Below are 17,041 nucleotides of genomic sequence, written 5' to 3'. Positions count from 1 at the left end.
GTCACGTAATCTGAGCATGGCCAACAAGCGCAGGCTCTGCTGTCTGAATGAACAATATTTGTTCGAATGTATGGGGTTGTTCAAAGTATAAACACTGATGCGTCAGCCCTGTGCTCACACTGAGCTTGAAAAATTGCCTCTAGCTCATCAAGCATTTCATCGGTGAAGCATTTATGCCGATATTTAGTAACTAACACCAAATGAAACTTCATGTCGTAAATGCAGTGATAATGGGATTTCATCGATTGACACCAAATATTATTTACTGCTATTTTTTCAGGTATGAACAAAAAAATCCACACTAAAACACTTAAAGTTAGAGTCCGTGATAAGCATGTCAAAACGCTTAATGCATGGGCTTTTGCCGTTAATCAAGTGTGGAATTATTGCAATGAACTATCTCACCGCGCCATTAAGGAACGCCAAAAATGGCTTTCAGGTTATGATTTACAGGATTACACCAAGGGTGCCAACAAAGAGCTTGGGCTTAATTCTGCCACCATCCAAATGATTGGACACGAGTACGTGACGCGCAGAAAGCAGTTTAAAAAAGCCAAGTTGAACTGGCGTAAGTCTCGTGGAGCAAAGCGATCACTCGGTTGGATTCCTGTTCGTAGCGATTGCATCAGCTTTAAGAATGGGCAGATCTATCATAATCGTCACTATTTCAAGGTATGGGACAGTTATAGCCTCTCTCAATACCAATTCAAATCAGGGTCATTCAACGAAGACGCCCAAGGCCGCTGGTACTTTAACGCTGTGGTCGAAGTAAAGCCAGAGCAAAGCTCAGGGACAGCCAGTGTCGGCATAGACCTTGGTTGTAAAGAGGCCGCGACGGATAGTAACGGTCATAAGGTAGTAGGTCGGCAATATCGCAAACTCGAACAGCAATTAGGTATTGCGCAACGGGCTAACAAAAAAACTCGAGTCAAGGCGATTCACGCCAAAATCTGCAATCGTAGAAAAGATGATTTGCACCAATACAGTCGCCAGCTCGTCGATAGCAACGCGGCGATCTTCGTTGGTAACGTCAATTCCCTAGGTTTAACAAAAACCAAACTGGCCAAATCCGTTTTAGATGCTGGATGGGGAATGCTCAAAACAATGCTGGAATATAAATGCGCTCACGCAGGCGTTGTTTTTGAAGTGGTCAACGAACGTTACACAACCCAAATCTGTTCGTGCTGTGGGGAGATCCCCGCCAGCAGTCCGAAAGGTAGAGCAGGTTTGCGAATAAGAGAATGGTCTTGTGGCAGTTGTGGTGCTACGCATAGAGATGTCAATGCAGCCAAGAACATTCTTGCGGCCGGGCATGGCCGTCTAGCGGTAGGAATCCCCCACTATAGTCAGCTTGTCTGATTTAGTGGAGGGAGGATGTCAATCTCTTACTTTCATCTAAATCCCGCGAGAAACCCCGTCCTTCTAGGGAGGGGAGCAGTCAATTAGCGCTCTGATTCTCTATTACTCCAAGTAAAGAAGTGCTTTTGCTTGTGGGTAATGGTCATCCAAGGACGATATTCAGTCCCCTTGTTCTGTGAAAGTCTGGTATAAATCTGCATTACATTCTGTAAGTATTGGATTTTTACCGTGGCAGTTTTAGAGTTGTAATGACCAACCGCCTCCCACACCGACTGACCTACGTTCAATTCTGACATACGGCGCAGCAATACGTCAGCGGCAGCAGCAACGCCTGTACACGTATCCTGGGCCACTTGACGCCAATCAGGGTAGCGCGACTTAAACCATGTCTCCGTATACTGAATCGTGTTGATTTGACCAACGCCCAGATCAAACGAACCATTCTTATTCTGAACAATCGCCCCACGTCTGCCGCCCTCAGCAACCAGTACCGCGAGTAATAAGTCTGGGTCGATAGGCCGAGCAGCTTTAGCAATACAAAACTCAAGTTCCTGCTGGGGTACTCGATAGCCATTACTTAAGTAAGTGTCGTTCAAATCTGCAATAGTTGACATGTTGTTTGTGTTTAAAAAAATGTGTAATATCGGCGAGTATAACACGAGATATTTATTAGAGAAGCATTCGAATGGCATTCAGCGGCGCAACGATTTTGGAATCATTGGTTAAGAATATTAAAGCCAACAAATTCAGTTTTTTAGATTCGCTTAAAAACAAGCTAAAAAACAAATCGCTTGCGGATAACTCTCGCAAACGGAGAGGTCTTGATCCGGTAATTGTCTCCGTGGTGTCGGTATCTGTCCTGGCGTATTTTATGTATTCCGGCGGTGTCGATAGATTTATCTTGTGGTACAAACTGGCGAGTAATGCAGACAACGCGTTGTTAACTGATCCTGTCAATGTTTCTATTCGCTCACTCGACACATTGGCTGCAGCCAATCCTGTGGCCAAGTCGAATTTGACTGTGCAATTCGATGGGGTGACCACTTACCTTGCCGACGATACAAAATTTAAAATCAGCCTCGTGTTTACTGATTACCCTGACTGCGCTGTCGTTATTGACGGGTATATGGCTGAGACCACTGGCGGAATTAAAGAGGACAGCAAGGCTCACGTAAGCTGCTTATTCTACGAAAGAGAGTCAATTTTTGGCACTATTCCACTCACGAGCATTACCACTATACAGAAGCCAGGCCAAGACAATGAAGTGAACGCCGAACAAAGTAATCAGCGTAAGTATCTCGTAGATGCAGAGCCCCTTCCCATGGCCAAAATGATAGGTTGGAACCAACTGACATCCTCCGAGAAAATCAAATTTGGCAGAGAGTAGTTAAGGAGTACCTATGCTGTCAGTTTTGCATATCAATGACCTTTACATCGTTTTAGAAAATCTAACGTCCAACCGAATCCCTGCGACCTATATCTCAGAATTTTTGCCGGAAGCGAAAATGCCTGCAATTGTGTACCTAATTGACCGAGGACGACTGGTGAAATTATGTCGTGAAAGAGGTCAGATTGTGGGATTTGAAGCCTGTTCAGTCAGCCAGTTTTCATGGATGCACACCATGATCGCCGCGACAACCACAAATCAAGTGGCTTGTTTATAAAGAAATATTCCAAAAATTTGCCAGAAAAAAAGTGTGTGGCTTAATACTCATAACAGTAAAAACAAAGCGATTACGTTATGAAAGCGAGTCAGTACATACAGTTAGCTATAGCCAACAATCGGCAAGTGACCGTTCCTGAGATAAACATCGAAAAAATGCATATTCAGTATGTTATCGATGAATCGGGTTTTGACCTTCCCAGAGACCAGTTAGAAGCCTACATGCTCAGTGTTTACGCTGCGACAGGCTTGTCATGGAGCCCAGGTGAAAATCTGCTGTATTTGGCGCTGAATGACGAAGGTCAGATTGAAACCAAACTGACCTATATCGGCGGTCTGGATTTAGCGCTGCAATCGGGTGAAATTCAAGCATATCAGGCATGGGCCATTCGAGAAGGGGACTCTATTCGAGTTTTTAACGACAGAATGCCACTGGTCAGCTTGGTTGGCTTATCACCTAAACGTGGCGAATTGCGTGGCGGTATTGCTTCAGCGCTATTGCCATCAGGCGAATACGTGTCCTTTGAGATTGACCAAATTGAACTGGAATCTGTAGCTGAGAACGGTTCAGAGGTTTGGCAATCAATCTACGTCGATGAAATGGTAAAGAAGCAAGCGCTTTGGCGCCTATTAAACCATGTCGCGATCACTGCATTTGACGGCTTTTATAACACCCTTACGGCGCATTGTGAGGCGTTAAGGCCAATCCGCAAAATTGAAGCACCGACCAAGAAAACAAAGTTTATGGCTGCTGGCGTGGTAGAAACATCAGCATGTCGTTTCGATGCACTATTTGACTAAACTAGAGGTTTTTATGAGTACCAGATACACCTCGGCAGATGCCGCACACTACGTTCAACATCTCTGTGTCGAATTTAATACTGCATACCCTAATAACAATTTTCCGTACTCGGAGCTAAACATTTTATTTGCTCAGTTGCAGCGCCTGTTAATGCTCAATCCATCCCAAATTGGCTGGGTAAATATTCATAGCGTTTTTGATGTCATGACTGAGTTGACACAAGCACAAATCAGCCTCAATCCGAACCGCAAGCAGGCATCTATTCTGTTAGGGGCTTACTACGATAGTGGTTGGTTAGGGGTGCAACTGTGCTGGACATACCGTGGTTACCGTGACGCGGCGGCAAAGGCGGGGATCATCCGTTCTGCACGACCTGTGATTGTGTATGAAGCCGATGATTTTCAGTGGATTGACTCTTTTACTCCACCTCGCCACCAATATGACCCATTTAGCAAGAATCGTGGAAATATCCGTGGTGCCTACTGCGTGGCAGAGCTTGCAGGTGGTGGTGTTTGCGTAACACATTTCACCTTTGATGATCTCATGACGACCTTTGAACATCGTCAGGTGGCCACAAGAGCTTGGAATGAATTTTTTGTAGGGATGATCTTAGCTAAAACAGTGAGACTGTCCGAAAAAGCATGGTCTGAAGCGGCTTAAGAGGCAAGAAAATGGAATTACAAGTAAAGCCGACAACCCGTTTAAAAACACCCTTCACGATTGCGTCTAACGTGACATCGACTTTCACCGTTGAGGCGTATGTTGAACATGACTCGATAACCATTGCCACTAATTCGGTGAATCAAGGCGTGAAAGCGCTGGAAGTGATCTCGCGTGACGACAACTCCGTGTGGGAGGTCATTCAAAATCGATTCGCGGTGTGGACTCAGCATTATATCCAGTTAGGGGCTTACTTCTTACAAGAAGGGACGTTGCCGCTGCCAGCGACCAAAGCGAGTGAGCAATTAGAGATCCTGAAGTCAGTGCCGGAAATCTGTGCCGGTGATTGGATTGTAGAGAGCGGTACTAGCCAGATTTTTACGCTGGTTAAAGATCAGGGAAAGTTAAGTGTATTAACCACGCATAACTGTGAGAGCTTCCATGTTTGCACCAAATTGATTGCCTGGTTTGTGGGCCAAGAGCAAGTCTCGTCAGCGATGTTTGAGGAATCAAATAGCGGTTATCTCATTTTGGACGTGGCAGAGGATGGGGAGCCATTATCGCCCAAGTTAACCCCAAGTCTGAATGCGCGTAAAGCTGCTGCAGGGCGATCACTCGCTGCGCTGCGTCATTTGCCCTCGGTTGATATTCGAGTGCCGGTGATGGCTCCTTTGCCAAATATCGAAGTGCTGGCCAAGATGCCGACAGCCTATGAAGTGCTGAGTAAAGTTAGCGCCTTACAGCGCCGAGTCGTGGCGATTGGGACTGTGGTGAAATCGAACCAGACAAAAGAAATTATGGGGAACACGTTACAGGGTTTGGCGGGTTTAAGAGACTCTGGTTTGTACGATGTAGAGCTCATTCTAAAAGGTAAAAAATTGCTTCGTTGGAAGTATCTGTCAGAGTGATTGGACATCAAGAGAGGTCAACGTGAACGCAAAGCAAATCAAAGTATATATGGGGCAGCATCAGCCATTTGCGAGCCAATTCCCTCTAACGCTAGGCAGTGGAAAGATTGTCAGTGAGTTTAAGATGGAGTGTAAGTGTGGTGAAGAATTTAAGGATGAATTAGTTAGGGGCAGTATTCATCTCGTAGAGAGTGACATTCTCTATCGTGGAATCGGTATCTGCGATTCATGCCACAAAATCGTGTGTCTAAGCGGCACGGCTACAATGAAGGGGGATGATTTTGAGCTTGAGCCAGACCCGTTTGTTGTTCAATCACTGTTTAACCAATAAGGCGCCTAGTATGACCAGGCTGAGTTCACTCGCATTACTTATGCTTTCCTTGTCCATGACTAACGGTTTGGCTGCGGCCGACCTGAAGTATCACCGTGAAGATTACCCGCATTGGAGTGATCTGGATGGCAATGGTCTCAATACGCGCCACGACTTACTCGCTACACAATCCACGGTTAAACCAAGTTTTAGCCGTGATGGTAAAACCGTGACTCGGGGAAGATGGGTGTCACCTTGGACGGGGCAAATCTATCTCGATCCCTTTGCACTCGATGTGGATCACACTGTACCGCTTGGCTATGCCCATGCCCGAGGCGGTAAATATTGGGATCGCTATCAGCGTGAGATGTTCGCAAACGATGTGAGAAATCTGCAGGTAGTCGAAAAGGGATTGAATAAAGAAAAAGGATCTGCGGGGATCACCGAGTGGTTACCGCCCACCAATCAGTGTCAGTATATCTTGCGATTTTACCGGATCATGAAAACGTATCATCTAAAATATTTCACTAAAGAAGAACCACGGGCGCTGGCGCTGGTAGCTCAGTGTCAAAGGGGGTAAACGTGGTCAAACTTGTTGGAGAGTAATACTTTTCACCAAGTTAAGTTTGATACTGAGTATTAAAGGATCATACTGAAAGGCAGCGCTCACATCGCTGTACTGCCTTTTCTAAATCGTTTATGCCCCAAAGCTTGCTAGCTCTTTTCACTCAGTGTTCGCAGAATGCTCCGATTAGGCTTACTTTTCGTAATGCGGTTTTTACTTCAAGCACCTCTTTTGACGGTGTTTTACGCCTCGCCTAAGGAGGTGTTGCCCTTAATCGCCAACGAGCCTTGCACCGTACGGATACGGTTGACACAACGCAGCCGGAGTGCCTGCGCCTGTTCAATACGCGCACTTAAACGACCGATCGTTTCACTGATCTCTGCAACCTGCTTAAGTGTGATTGGGTAATACTAAAGGCCGGATTGTAAGGCATTAAATCATCTCAGTAACATCTTCATAAATTTCATTTAAAAGATCATCTGCCTGAGCAAAAATAAACTGTTTTAGAAACTGATCGATTCGGATATTGAGCTTAAAAGGTGGAATGGTTACGCCATCTAATTTTTCAAAATAAACTTTGGCTTTTGCCTTATTAACAGTGTCTTTAAGCGCGTCAAAGCGACCGAAATTATTAAGATTTTTCTCATTAACACTATCGTTTAATAAGCTAATAAGCTGGCTTTTATCTAAACCTAACGCATTAACAATGGCATTAATCTGGGCATTTTCAGCATTGTCTTTGTAGGTGTTGATGTAATCTCTGAAAGTATGGCCTTCTATTAACTTTGCATCGCCACGCTGTAAATCATGTAAGAAAAGCTTGGCGTATTTTTGTTCAGCTTGCGTCAGTGAAGAAAATGACTTGTGCAGTTCGTTGAGCGTAAGTTCAATGCTGGCTTGATCATTATGCTGATTTAGCTCTTTTAAATATTTATCGAAGCGACTATTCATATAGTCGGCATCAATCTTTCCTGTGTCGATTTCCGTCAAATAGCCACTAATATCAAAAGGCACATCTCCGCCACCCGCACCACCATCACCTTTTGATGCGAGCTCTTTATAACGCAGCGCAAGGCTCAGATAGGTTTGTTCATTAATGGCGAGAGTAACCTCATGTTCAGTGCCATTTTCGCCTGTTGAAGTGTCCGTCGTGAATCTATAAACCGACTGCTTCCAATGTAAACCTTGTACCTTCGCGGCTTCTAGATGCTGGTTAAATACTTTAAATAGTTCAGCAAACTTTGCGCACGCCTCAACATCTTCTGGCAGTTTTTCAAAATTTGCCACACCGGCACTAATGAACAACTCGGTAATATCACCGAATAGTTCATTCATTGCTTCTAAGTTACTTTCTAGCCTATCAACAAATAACCCAATGGGTCTGTCGCCAGAGTATAGTTTTACCGCATCGTTAATATGTTGCTCCATCGTATGTGGGTAACGATAGTAACGGATAACACCATGAGGCTTATCGGGGCCAAACAATCGATTGGTACGAGAGAACGCTTGGATGATGTTTTGGTATTTAATTACCTTATCTAAATACAAGACATTCAGCCACTTGGAGTCAAAACCGGTGAGCATTTGGTCTACAACAATCAATAAATCCAACTGTTTTGTAGGATCGGTATGAATACGCTCATAAGGTTTTTTGTGAGCAAGGCGTGCGGCTAGATCTTTCTTAAATGCTGCATGACGGGCAAAATCAAAATCGTGGCCATAACGCGCATTATAGTCACGCATAATCTCATCCAAGCCATCACCTTTAAATGTTGGCCCTCGGTCGCCACTGCCGTCATTATCAATGTTAGGATCAAACAGTGCTGATACTTTTAAATCAGGCTTAGCAGCCTTTAGCAGACGGTAATAATCAATGGCTTCAGCAATACTGTTAGTAGCCAAAATCGCATGAAACTTATTGCCTTGGCTTAGCACATCCCATTTGTGCAGAATATCTTCTACCACTTTGGCTTGGTGAGTCTCGCTTAGGTACTGACTTTTAGGTACGTAATCTTCAATACCTTTGAAGTATTTACCTGTAGCGTCTTTGTAGCCAGCCATCGGCACTTCATTCATAAAATAATTAAATTTTTTCTTTTTGGCAGGATTATCCATTACTTCCGCTACAGATCCCGCCTTAGCTTGCTCTAGGGCAACAGCCTGCCTTAAGTCACCGTCCCTAAAAGTAGGCACTTTATAGGGATCAAAGCCGAGTACGTTACCATCGCGAATACCATCAGCTATGCTGTAGCGGTGCAACTCATTGCCAAATACGGTACTGGTAGTATTGCCGCTTTTTTCATTTTCTTCTTGGATCGGAGTGCCAGTAAAACCAAAAAACAAGGCGCGAGGAAAGGTGCGCTTAATAATGATCAGCATATCGCCAAACGTTGAACGGTGCGCCTCGTCAATAATAAATACCAAGCGTTTAGCGCGGATTTTTTCAATATCTGCTGTATTTGTAGATACAAGCGTTGCAGTGCCTTCATCCTGCTCTTTGTCGCTGGAGACGTCTTCAAAAATATTACTCATTTTTTGAATAGAGCTAACAATTAGGGTATCGGCTGGGGACGTGCTTTTTAACTTGGTTACCAATACATGGGTATTTTCGGTGGCTTGTACATCTTCACCATCGCCTGCAAAATTACGATATTCCGCCAGCGACTGAGTACCTAGTTCAATGCGATCCATCAAAAAAATGACTTTATCGGCATCTTTTGATTGGGCAATGAGCTGTGCTGATTTAAAGCTGGTCATGGTTTTGCCCGAACCTGTGGTATGCCACACATAGCCGCCCAAGCGGTCTGGGTTATTAGCAGCGCTACCCAATTGTTGCCAGTTGGTTTTGGCTACCTTATCCGATATCGCATTGGCGGCGTAATATTGATAACTGCGCATCACTTTAAGCACACCGTCGGTATCATCGGCAACGGTGTAAAAGCCAATCAACTGGTGCGCCATGGGAATGGATAACAGTGTCGAGGCAATATCTTTCCAATGGTTCATGGGCTCGTTGTTAAAATCGGCCCAATTGAATTGGTAATCTGGATTAAACTTGCCATCTAGCCCTGGGTTAGCAAAGTATTTGGCCTCATTAGGCTCCATCGCGACAAACACTTGAATGAGTGAAAACAGCCCACTAAAAATACCTTCTTTGGAATACTTTTCGATTTGGTTAACCGCTTGGCTAACTGGCACGCCACTGCGTTTAAGTTCAACATGAATGACCGGCATACCGTTAATCAGTAACAGCACATCACCACGTCTGTCATTACGCAGTGGGCTGCCGCGTTCAAATTTCGGCTGCTGGACGATTTGGTAACGGCTTTGACCAGCAGCAATTTCCTGGCGATCATAGATTTTTAGGCTGACTTCTTTGCCAAGATGCAAGGCATCGGCGGGGTTATCGCGCTTAATGGCTACCGTTTTGCCGTTAATTAACCCATTGAGTTTAAGCGGTGTTTTTAGCTCTTTGATCTGCTCAATAATCTGCTGCATTTCCGTTGCCGTCAGTGGCACGTCGTTCAAGCGATCTTGCTGGCGATTGTTTTCAAATAAAATGTTCGCCCAGTTTTGCAGTAAGTCCGCTTCGGTTTTGTTTTTTAGTACCTCAGGCTCCCATCCCTTATGAGTAAGCACCTCGATAAATGCCTGCTCAAATTGTGCTTCGGTTTTAAAGGTGGTCATGGTTGTGCTCCCTGCTAAACAAACATTTTGCTCAAGCAGGCCTGCTTGATGTGATTGAGCTTGGTGATTTGTTGTTGGTGTTGGTTGATCAGCGCATCTAGTTTTTGGAAGTAATTGCCGATCTTTTGGCTTTCGGAAGTATCCATTGGCACATAAAAGCTTGATTTTGAGACCAGTCCCCAGTCTGAACGAGGCATTTTTGAACCAGCTGATAGGTTAGAAATCAATTCAAATCTATTGGTTTGAATTAAATAAAATAGGAATGTGTTTGCGACAGTTTCAGCACGTAATATCCAAAAATCACCAACTGCAATTCCATTAAAGTCAGCAAGCAACCAGTTTCTTAGATATGGACGCAACTTTCCAAAAAGCACATCATTGACTTCAAATTTTAAGCCTGCTTTAAAAATTGTCTTCTGAAAAATATCTTTGTTGAGGCGGCCTTCCCCTGCAACGATATCTTCATATTCAACACAGGGAAGACAGCTACTTTGCTGCTGTGTCGATACTCTGGTTGCTATAGATGAAAACTCTTTTTCCTCCCACTCCCCACTAAACCCTTTAAAGCGGATTTCTGGGGTGGTTTCGCCTTGTTTAGGGAACATTTTTTCCAGCATGGCTTTTTTAATGCTGCTGAGCTTGTCGTGCTTTTGTTGATGCTGGTTGATTAGGATATCGAGTTTTTGGAAGGTGTTGCCGATGGCGGTTTGTTCTGGTTTGCAAGGTATCTTATGTGCTATTTGTAAAATAGCTGAAGCTGGTAGGTTTGCTACAGTGGCTTTTCTAATGAATTTATTAATCTCAGTTTTTGCAAGCGTAGTTTGGAAGAAATACTTAAAATACAGAGGCGAGGCCAATTCTTGATCCAAAGTTACCTTTACTGCATAAGCACTACAAATATATTTATCTGTTTGCTTTTCAAATAACCCCGTGAGACCACAATCAGCAGTCGTAATCATCACTAAATCGCCATCTTCTAATATATGCTCTTTAATAAAATTTACATCTAAACTCGCTAGCGGTACTTGGTTGTATAAAACTCTTCCATCTATAGATATATCAGTTCCTCTAATTGTTTTTACGTTACCATTGCAGTCATAATCATTGGCATTAAATCTAGGGCCGTAAGTATTTGTTATTACCACCTCTTTAAGGTTTTTAGTAGAAACTTCACCACTAAACCCTTTAAACCGAATCTCAGGCACATTCTTTTCCACACTCATCTTATACGCCCTTCAATAAGTTGGTGAGTTCAGCCAAACCTTGCAGATCAAACTCATTGCCGGTGAGTTGGCCCATCATGTCGGCCAGTTCTTGCTCGGTGGTTTTGATCTCATTCGCTACTTGCGAATAAGTGACGGCGTATTTATCGGCAAGGGCTTGCACTTGGCTGGTGAGTTGGGTAATCACGGCACTGGGCATAGCGGCAAGCTCTTGGCTTAATGGCGTGATCCATTTTAAGTGCAGCAATTCGTTGACTTGATCAATGGTTAAGTCTTCGATGGTGGTTTTGGTTTTTAAGTGCAGAGCAATGGCGGCTTCTTTTACCGCTTTTTTCAGGGCTTTTTCTTCATCAATGAGTTTATTGGCCGCAATGATTTTGGCTTTGTAACTTTCTTCTGGCTCAGGGCTTTCTTTATCAAATTTAACTTTACTGTCTTTTTGCTCTTTTAAGAAAGCTTTCGCCGCCTTGGCGACTTCGGCACTGGCAAAACCATCTTTGGTGTCTTTTACGGTGTCTTGTTCTTTGTCTTCTTCGCTTAGGGATTCGAGTATATCCTCAAGCAAGCTGGCAATTTCGGCAAGGCGGTCTTCTTGTTTTGCCAGTGCCGCCAGGTCATCACTCAAATAGGTATTTTGTACTAACTCAAAGGGCATGATGTGGCCTTTCCAGCCATCTTGTACTTCTACGTCTTTACCGTCTTTCTTTTTGATAACGATATTGGGGTCAACTTGCTTAGTAGCGGTAAAGCCCTCGGTTTGCATCATTTCTAAATCGCTACTTATCACCTGCCATTGGTTGTTTAAATATTGATAGGCTTGGTATTTGTCGATAAGGGCAATGGCCGCTAAGCGATTAAATAGCTCTGCGCTCAACAGCGGCTCTTGCTGGTTGCGATTAACCGCTTGCCAGCCTTGAATAAGCGTAGCGTTTAAATAGTCATCAAAACCGGCGAAAGCTTGGTTATAAGCGCTGATAAATTCGATAACTTGTGGGTGCTGGGTAATGGTGGCGTTAACGTCTTGTTTGGCAATGGCTAATTCACTGTAGGCGGCAGACTTGGCCACAAACAGCGCATCGTGCAGTTGTGGGAATGCTTGCCAATAGGGGTGTAATTGCGCAATCTCGCTATTGGGTATGCCACCGAGCATAGTGGCGTGTAAATCCCAGCTTTCGGCGGCTGGTGAAGAATCCACATAACGCGGAATATTTAAGTTATAGCCGTTATCGCGCAGGGTTTCTTTACTCACGACTTGCGAGAATTTTTCGATGCTTTTGCGGTTAATGACCGCATCAACAATGCGCTTGATGTCACTGGCTTGCAGTTTGTTGTTTTTGCCTTCTTTAACAAAGTGCTTGGAAGCATCCACAATCAGCACATCGGTATTTTGCCTTTTTTGTTTGAGTACCAAAATGACGGTAGGAATACCGGTGCCAAAAAAGATATTAGCAGGTAAGCCGATAATGGCATCAATGTGGTTTTGCTCAATCAGTTGCTTGCGAATTTCACCTTCTTCACCGCCACGGAACAACACACCGTGGGGCAAGACAATGGTCATAATGCCATCGGGTTTTAGGTGGTAAAGGTCGTGCAGCAAAAAAGCAAAATCTGCTTTGGTTTTGGGCGCTAAACCAAAACGCGAATAACGCGGGTCGCTGTCTTTAAAGCTTGGGTCCCATTGCTGTGAGTACGGCGGGTTGGAGACTACCGCATCCACATACAGCGCATGATAAGAGCCTTGCGGGTCGTTTTCATCAAAGTAGGGCCAATCGTCTTCTAAGGTATCACCGTTACGGGTTTTGATGTTGCTGGCTTTAATCCCGCGCATGATCAGGTTCATACGAGTCAAGTTATACGTATTGGCTTTCAACTCTTGAGCATAATAGGTAATGCTGTCTTTGCTTTTGGCGTATTTTTCGACCGCTTCACCAATATTGATCAGTAACGAACCCGAGCCCGACGTTGGGTCGTAAATCTCGATGGTGTCTTTGTGTTTTAATTCGTGGGCGATGATGTGCGACATCAGTACCGAGACTTCATGCGGCGTATAGAACTCACCGGCTTTTTTACCGGCATTGGCGGCAAATTTTTCAATCAGGTATTCATAGATGTAACCCAGTACGTCATAGCCTTGCTTACCGTTCATTGGGATACTTTTGATTAAATGAAGTAAGTCACTAATGGCTTTAGTACGTTTACCCGCGCTTTCACCCAGTTTGCTAAGACCCGTTTCGAGTGTGGTGAAAATACCTTCAAACAATTTTTTGTAGGTAGGAGAAATCAAACGGCTAAAGGCGGATAGCGCATCGCGCACGTTAGACTCGTCGAAGTCGGACTCTGGAGCAATCCATGTTGAAAATAAGTTATCATAAGCGATGAAATAGCCTAGATTGTCTTGAATGTACTTGACCGTGTCCGCGTCTTCTTCGTTTAGGGCTTTAATGTCTTCAGGTGTCATGCCCTCTTTGGTGACAAACTGAACTAATTGGTCGCTCAGGTACTTGTAAAAAATGAAACCTAAGATGTAGTCTTTGTATTCGTTGGCTTCGATTTTTGAGCGCATCTGGTTTGCTGATTCCCAGATTTTTGCGGCCAGTTGTTGTTTGTTCATGTTTGCTCTAAATAGTCAGAATGAGTGAGGTCGCAATATGTTTAAAGGACATAAAGCACGTATCAAAATTGGGGGGTTGCGAGTTAAACACCATGGGTTTAACAAAATCATTAAAGCGTTGCCTGAAGAGTGGGTTGCTTTCTATCTCCTGTAAGCCAAGGCGTAACTCATTGGCTGGGTCCATGACGAATTCGGCATGTTGGTTGCCAAAGCGAGCAATATCTTCTGCTAATATGGCGCGAAAAAGGGGCGCAAGTAATTCATTATCAAGGGCCTGTGCTGCATGAATACAGTGTACGTCGTAAATATGCCTAACTAAAGTGACGTCATCGCTTCGGGCTGCATCACGCTTAACAGACATTGTGCGGCGTAACATGGAAAGCACTTTCTCTACCAAGGTGGTATTTACTGATACGCAGATGAATCCGTTCACTTCTTGTGGCAGCTTATAAAGCTCTGCGACTAACGATTGGATGCCCCGCGTTTCCAGCGCAAGCAGTGGAATGGTTTCCATCAGTTCTAACTTGATGATTGGGCGTAGACAAGGAGCCTGGCTAAATTGTTGCGGATATTTAAGCTCATATTCCACATAGCGATATTCATCCTGAACTAATCTAGCTTCGATAGAAAATGTGTTCGATGCAATAATCGCTGTTTCAATTTTTACTGCTAACGCTTTTCGGTACTGTTTCTTCCTGCCGCGACTAAGGTGTTGAAATTGCGGCGTGGGGATCGGCTTTATGTCCACGTCTTCAGACATTCTAAGTATTTTAACATTGGACTTAGCCAGTGCGGTGCCGCCGGAAAACACCATTTGATGAGTTTCAAACGTTAACTGTTCAAGCTCAGAAAGTAGAGCAACCACCCAATAATCTTTTTCAATAATGGCGGGGTTTCCGAGCGCTAATGCATCGGAAACCTCTAAGAACTGTTGTTTCAGTTTTTTCATGGTCTACTTGCTGGCGTTAATAGTCTGTTACCAACAACCAATTTGCGATTGAACTGTTTTTGATCCCATGAGTAATGAACGGATGAGGGGATTTGGGTGTTTTTACCGGAAAGACTTTGTAAGGACAGATTATCTATCTCGAAATCGATGTCTTTCATTTTTAATATTTCACGCATAAGTGCATCGCTACCACCTGGACACGACGGCATTAAACGTCCTGTCAGGCTGTTTACTCGCGCTTTCGTGTATAAGCCATAGCCAAGCTTCATTATCTCGCCTCTATCCATTAACTGATTAAGCGATCGGCCAATTTGGTCATAGCTAGCAATGCCGTCAAAGTCTTTGCGTTCGAAAACGTAGCGTCTAGAACGCTTTATCTTTTGAAAGATACTGTCAACAGCGGCCATTTAAACCTCCTTACTCTACAATAGCGCGAGTATAGCTTAATGTGAGAGTAATAGGAATAAATACGGCATCCTATTAACATTTAATACGGCACTTATATTTACCTAAGTTTATGATTAATAAATTAGAATACTTATTATATTCATATCCACCTATAAGTTACTGCGACTCTCACCTACTTTGGGATACAGCAGCTAACATCTATAAAAAAATTGTGACTACCCAAGCCCGCTCAACTTGGCCGCTTTAGCAATGGTCGAACGATTGCATTTAAGCAGGCTTTGCACGTGTGACGAGCTTGTCCCTTAATCGAACCGCTTATTTTTCCTTAATTGATGAACAAGCAAACGTCCAAGGCATTTACCTAAGGTTTGGGCCTTTTCGATGCATTGCGTTTGTCCATCCCATTTATTAAATAACAATCTCACTTTCTGAGGATATTCATTACTAATGGTAATGCTAAAATCGAATTTTAGAGCCTAAGCACTAACTGATTCTTGTCCCAAAGCGAGTTACTTACTCTTTAGCCATGCTATTGCGTTTTCTTTGCTGATTAAGAGTGAAACATTAAAGACTGATAGATATGTGACTATTTATGCATATTGTGCTGCATAAACTTAGTTTTGCATGAATCTGTTACGATCATGCACAAAACACGTTGATTAAGCGCTAAAACACGCGAAAAATGCACTTTAACAGTTATTAACATGCAAAATTTTCTGCGTTATGTTACTAGAAAATGTAATCATTAAAGAAAATCAGCATCTCGAATACAGTTCCCCAAGGCATCATCGCAAGTGATATCTAATTCTTTAAAAATGACATGAAGTACTTGTACATCCAAGTTTTCAACACTTCTATTTTCAATTTCCCAAAGTAAAACCTTACTTAAACCAGGGCGAGATCGTGAATATATTTTAACCGTTTTGAGCTAAATTTGACGGACGGCATCGATTATGATCTTATGCTCTCTTTTTCTTATAGAGAGCATAAGAGCATGTACCTTGAAGCCTTCACATCACATTTCAACTCGATTGCTGACAGCCGACAATCTGCCAAAGTGACTTACCCGTTGCATGATGTATTGTTCGTCACTCTGTGTGGTGTGATTGCTGGCGCCGAAGGTTGGTCTGAGATCCACGATTATGCTGTCGGGCACCATAATTGGTTTAAAGAAAAGGGAATTCTGACCGAAGGTGTCCCTGTCGATGACACCATTGCACGTATTATCTCTCGTATTGAGCCGGAACAGTTCCGACTGTGCTTCGCCAATTGGATGCGAGCCGTCCATGAGTTGAGTGATGGTAATCTTATTGCTATCGATGGTAAAACGCTTCGAGCCTCATACAACCGTGAAGATCGGCGCTCAACCATTCATATGGTCAATGCGTTTGCCTGTGCCAATAAAGTGGTACTGGGGCAAGTAAAAACTGACAATAAATCCAATGAGATAACCGCAATCCCAGAGTTGCTCCAGTTGTTAGATGTGGAAGGAGCACTGGTATCAATCGACGCTATGGGTTGCCAGACAGAGATTGCAACGCAGATTGTAAATCAAGGAGGGGACTATCTACTTGCAGTGAAGGCGAACCAAGGTTGCTTGCATGAGGCAATCATTTCTGCTTTCAGTGAAGCGCGAAGCAATCCTCTTGATGGACTCGTTATCGAGAAAAATAGAGGCCGTATCGAGGCAAGAGCCTACTATGTAATGCCAGCAAACCAGCTCCAAGATAATTTTCCTAAGTGGATTAAATTGAACACATTAGGCATGTGTTTGAGTTATCGGCAGGCTTTGTTTCCTAAATCAGTTGAACTAAAACCATAGCTGGTGATCTGATCGACATAGCCCATCAACTCGCCCATCAATCGTGTCAAAACCTCAATATAAAACAATCAACT

At 43.7% G+C, this 17,041-nt stretch carries 15 protein-coding genes and 1 pseudogene; 9 read left to right on the top strand and 7 right to left on the bottom strand.

Annotated features, from left to right (window positions below; all coding sequences use genetic code 11):
• Nucleotides 1-80: 80 nt before the first annotated feature.
• Nucleotides 81-212, bottom strand: a complete 132-nt coding sequence (locus tag KV201_RS22675) for a transposase (RefSeq protein ID WP_226060563.1) — start codon at nt 210-212, stop codon at nt 81-83.
• Nucleotides 213-282: 70 nt separating this feature from the next.
• Between KV201_RS22675 and KV201_RS21795 the strand changes: the two genes are divergently transcribed.
• Nucleotides 283-1,359: a transposase gene (locus tag KV201_RS21795; RefSeq protein WP_226060561.1), complete on the top strand. Its 1,077-nt coding sequence runs from the start codon at nt 283-285 to the stop codon at nt 1,357-1,359.
• Nucleotides 1,360-1,442: 83 nt separating this feature from the next.
• On the opposite strand, the gene KV201_RS21790 is transcribed toward KV201_RS21795, so the two are convergent.
• Complete coding sequence (locus KV201_RS21790) at nt 1,443-1,973, bottom strand: lytic transglycosylase domain-containing protein (protein WP_086903608.1); 531 nt, start codon at nt 1,971-1,973, stop codon at nt 1,443-1,445.
• Nucleotides 1,974-2,044: 71 nt separating this feature from the next.
• On the opposite strand from KV201_RS21790, the gene KV201_RS21785 reads away from it, so the two are divergent.
• From KV201_RS21785 to KV201_RS21755, 7 genes are all read left to right on the top strand, one after another.
• Nucleotides 2,045-2,746: a hypothetical protein gene (locus KV201_RS21785; protein WP_011711519.1), complete on the top strand. Its 702-nt coding sequence runs from the start codon at nt 2,045-2,047 to the stop codon at nt 2,744-2,746.
• 13 nt (nt 2,747-2,759) lie between these two features.
• On the top strand, nt 2,760-3,023 hold the full coding sequence (locus tag KV201_RS21780; protein WP_041413303.1) for a hypothetical protein: 264 nt from the start codon (nt 2,760-2,762) through the stop codon (nt 3,021-3,023).
• 77 nt (nt 3,024-3,100) lie between these two features.
• Nucleotides 3,101-3,823: a recombinase RecT gene (locus KV201_RS21775; RefSeq protein WP_011711518.1), complete on the top strand. Its 723-nt coding sequence runs from the start codon at nt 3,101-3,103 to the stop codon at nt 3,821-3,823.
• A gap of 13 nt (nt 3,824-3,836) precedes the next feature.
• On the top strand, nt 3,837-4,484 hold the full coding sequence (locus KV201_RS21770) for a recombinase RecT (protein ID WP_011711517.1): 648 nt from the start codon (nt 3,837-3,839) through the stop codon (nt 4,482-4,484).
• An 11-nt stretch (nt 4,485-4,495) separates the two neighbouring features.
• The gene (locus tag KV201_RS21765; protein WP_218738939.1) at nt 4,496-5,392 is read left to right on the top strand and encodes a hypothetical protein; all 897 of its coding nucleotides are present in this window, start codon (nt 4,496-4,498) and stop codon (nt 5,390-5,392) included.
• Nucleotides 5,393-5,414: 22 nt separating this feature from the next.
• The gene (locus tag KV201_RS21760; protein ID WP_208660757.1) at nt 5,415-5,723 is read left to right on the top strand and encodes a hypothetical protein; all 309 of its coding nucleotides are present in this window, start codon (nt 5,415-5,417) and stop codon (nt 5,721-5,723) included.
• A gap of 10 nt (nt 5,724-5,733) precedes the next feature.
• Nucleotides 5,734-6,282, top strand: coding sequence for a DUF1524 domain-containing protein (locus KV201_RS21755; protein ID WP_226060560.1), 549 nt, complete (start codon nt 5,734-5,736; stop codon nt 6,280-6,282).
• Nucleotides 6,283-6,699: 417 nt separating this feature from the next.
• On the opposite strand, the gene KV201_RS21750 is transcribed toward KV201_RS21755, so the two are convergent.
• The 5 genes from KV201_RS21750 to KV201_RS21730 are packed head-to-tail and all read right to left on the bottom strand — an operon-like array spanning nt 6,700 to nt 15,144.
• Nucleotides 6,700-9,954, bottom strand: coding sequence for a type I restriction endonuclease subunit R (locus KV201_RS21750; RefSeq protein WP_226060558.1), 3,255 nt, complete (start codon nt 9,952-9,954; stop codon nt 6,700-6,702).
• Nucleotides 9,955-9,968: 14 nt separating this feature from the next.
• Nucleotides 9,969-11,177 (bottom strand): restriction endonuclease subunit S, encoded by a 1,209-nt coding sequence (locus KV201_RS21745; RefSeq protein ID WP_226060556.1) that lies wholly within the window; start codon nt 11,175-11,177, stop codon nt 9,969-9,971.
• 1 nt (nt 11,178) lies between these two features.
• Nucleotides 11,179-13,788: a type I restriction-modification system subunit M gene (locus KV201_RS21740; RefSeq protein ID WP_226060554.1), complete on the bottom strand. Its 2,610-nt coding sequence runs from the start codon at nt 13,786-13,788 to the stop codon at nt 11,179-11,181.
• A 7-nt stretch (nt 13,789-13,795) separates the two neighbouring features.
• Entirely contained in the window at nt 13,796-14,737 is a 942-nt protein-coding gene (locus tag KV201_RS21735) for a nucleotidyl transferase AbiEii/AbiGii toxin family protein (protein ID WP_226060552.1), read from the bottom strand.
• Complete coding sequence (locus KV201_RS21730; RefSeq protein ID WP_011711497.1) at nt 14,734-15,144, bottom strand: DUF6088 family protein; 411 nt, start codon at nt 15,142-15,144, stop codon at nt 14,734-14,736. The genes KV201_RS21735 and KV201_RS21730 overlap by 4 nt, the downstream gene beginning before the upstream one ends.
• Before the next feature lie 995 nt (nt 15,145-16,139).
• Here KV201_RS21730 and KV201_RS21725 point away from each other — a divergent pair.
• Nucleotides 16,140-16,928 (top strand): annotated as a pseudogene (locus tag KV201_RS21725) (ISAs1 family transposase); the annotation flags it as partial.
• Nucleotides 16,929-17,041: the final 113 nt, after the last annotated feature.

Origin of the sequence: Shewanella sp. SR1 (genome assembly GCF_020447145.1) — a bacterium.
Lineage (GTDB): Bacteria > Pseudomonadota > Gammaproteobacteria > Enterobacterales > Shewanellaceae > Shewanella > Shewanella baltica.
This window is presented reverse-complemented; position numbering and strand designations above follow the sequence as displayed.

Bases quoted from the DNA above. Each gene is read 5' to 3' on its own strand.
- KV201_RS21765 (WP_218738939.1), top strand. From the start codon at position 4,496: ATGGAATTACAAGTAAAGCCGACAACCCGTTTAAAAACACCCTTCACG.
- KV201_RS21770 (WP_011711517.1), top strand. From the start codon at position 3,837: ATGAGTACCAGATACACCTCGGCAGATGCCGCACACTACGTTCAACAT.
- KV201_RS21730 (WP_011711497.1), bottom strand. From the start codon at position 15,144: ATGGCCGCTGTTGACAGTATCTTTCAAAAGATAAAGCGTTCTAGACGC.
- KV201_RS21745 (WP_226060556.1), bottom strand. From the start codon at position 11,177: ATGAGTGTGGAAAAGAATGTGCCTGAGATTCGGTTTAAAGGGTTTAGT.
- KV201_RS21755 (WP_226060560.1), top strand. From the start codon at position 5,734: ATGACCAGGCTGAGTTCACTCGCATTACTTATGCTTTCCTTGTCCATG.
- KV201_RS21735 (WP_226060552.1), bottom strand. From the start codon at position 14,737: ATGAAAAAACTGAAACAACAGTTCTTAGAGGTTTCCGATGCATTAGCG.
- KV201_RS21750 (WP_226060558.1), bottom strand. From the start codon at position 9,954: ATGACCACCTTTAAAACCGAAGCACAATTTGAGCAGGCATTTATCGAG.
- KV201_RS21795 (WP_226060561.1), top strand. From the start codon at position 283: ATGAACAAAAAAATCCACACTAAAACACTTAAAGTTAGAGTCCGTGAT.
- KV201_RS21785 (WP_011711519.1), top strand. From the start codon at position 2,045: ATGGCATTCAGCGGCGCAACGATTTTGGAATCATTGGTTAAGAATATT.
- KV201_RS21775 (WP_011711518.1), top strand. From the start codon at position 3,101: ATGAAAGCGAGTCAGTACATACAGTTAGCTATAGCCAACAATCGGCAA.
- KV201_RS21780 (WP_041413303.1), top strand. From the start codon at position 2,760: ATGCTGTCAGTTTTGCATATCAATGACCTTTACATCGTTTTAGAAAAT.
- KV201_RS21790 (WP_086903608.1), bottom strand. From the start codon at position 1,973: ATGTCAACTATTGCAGATTTGAACGACACTTACTTAAGTAATGGCTAT.
- KV201_RS21740 (WP_226060554.1), bottom strand. From the start codon at position 13,788: ATGAACAAACAACAACTGGCCGCAAAAATCTGGGAATCAGCAAACCAG.
- KV201_RS22675 (WP_226060563.1), bottom strand. From the start codon at position 212: ATGAAGTTTCATTTGGTGTTAGTTACTAAATATCGGCATAAATGCTTC.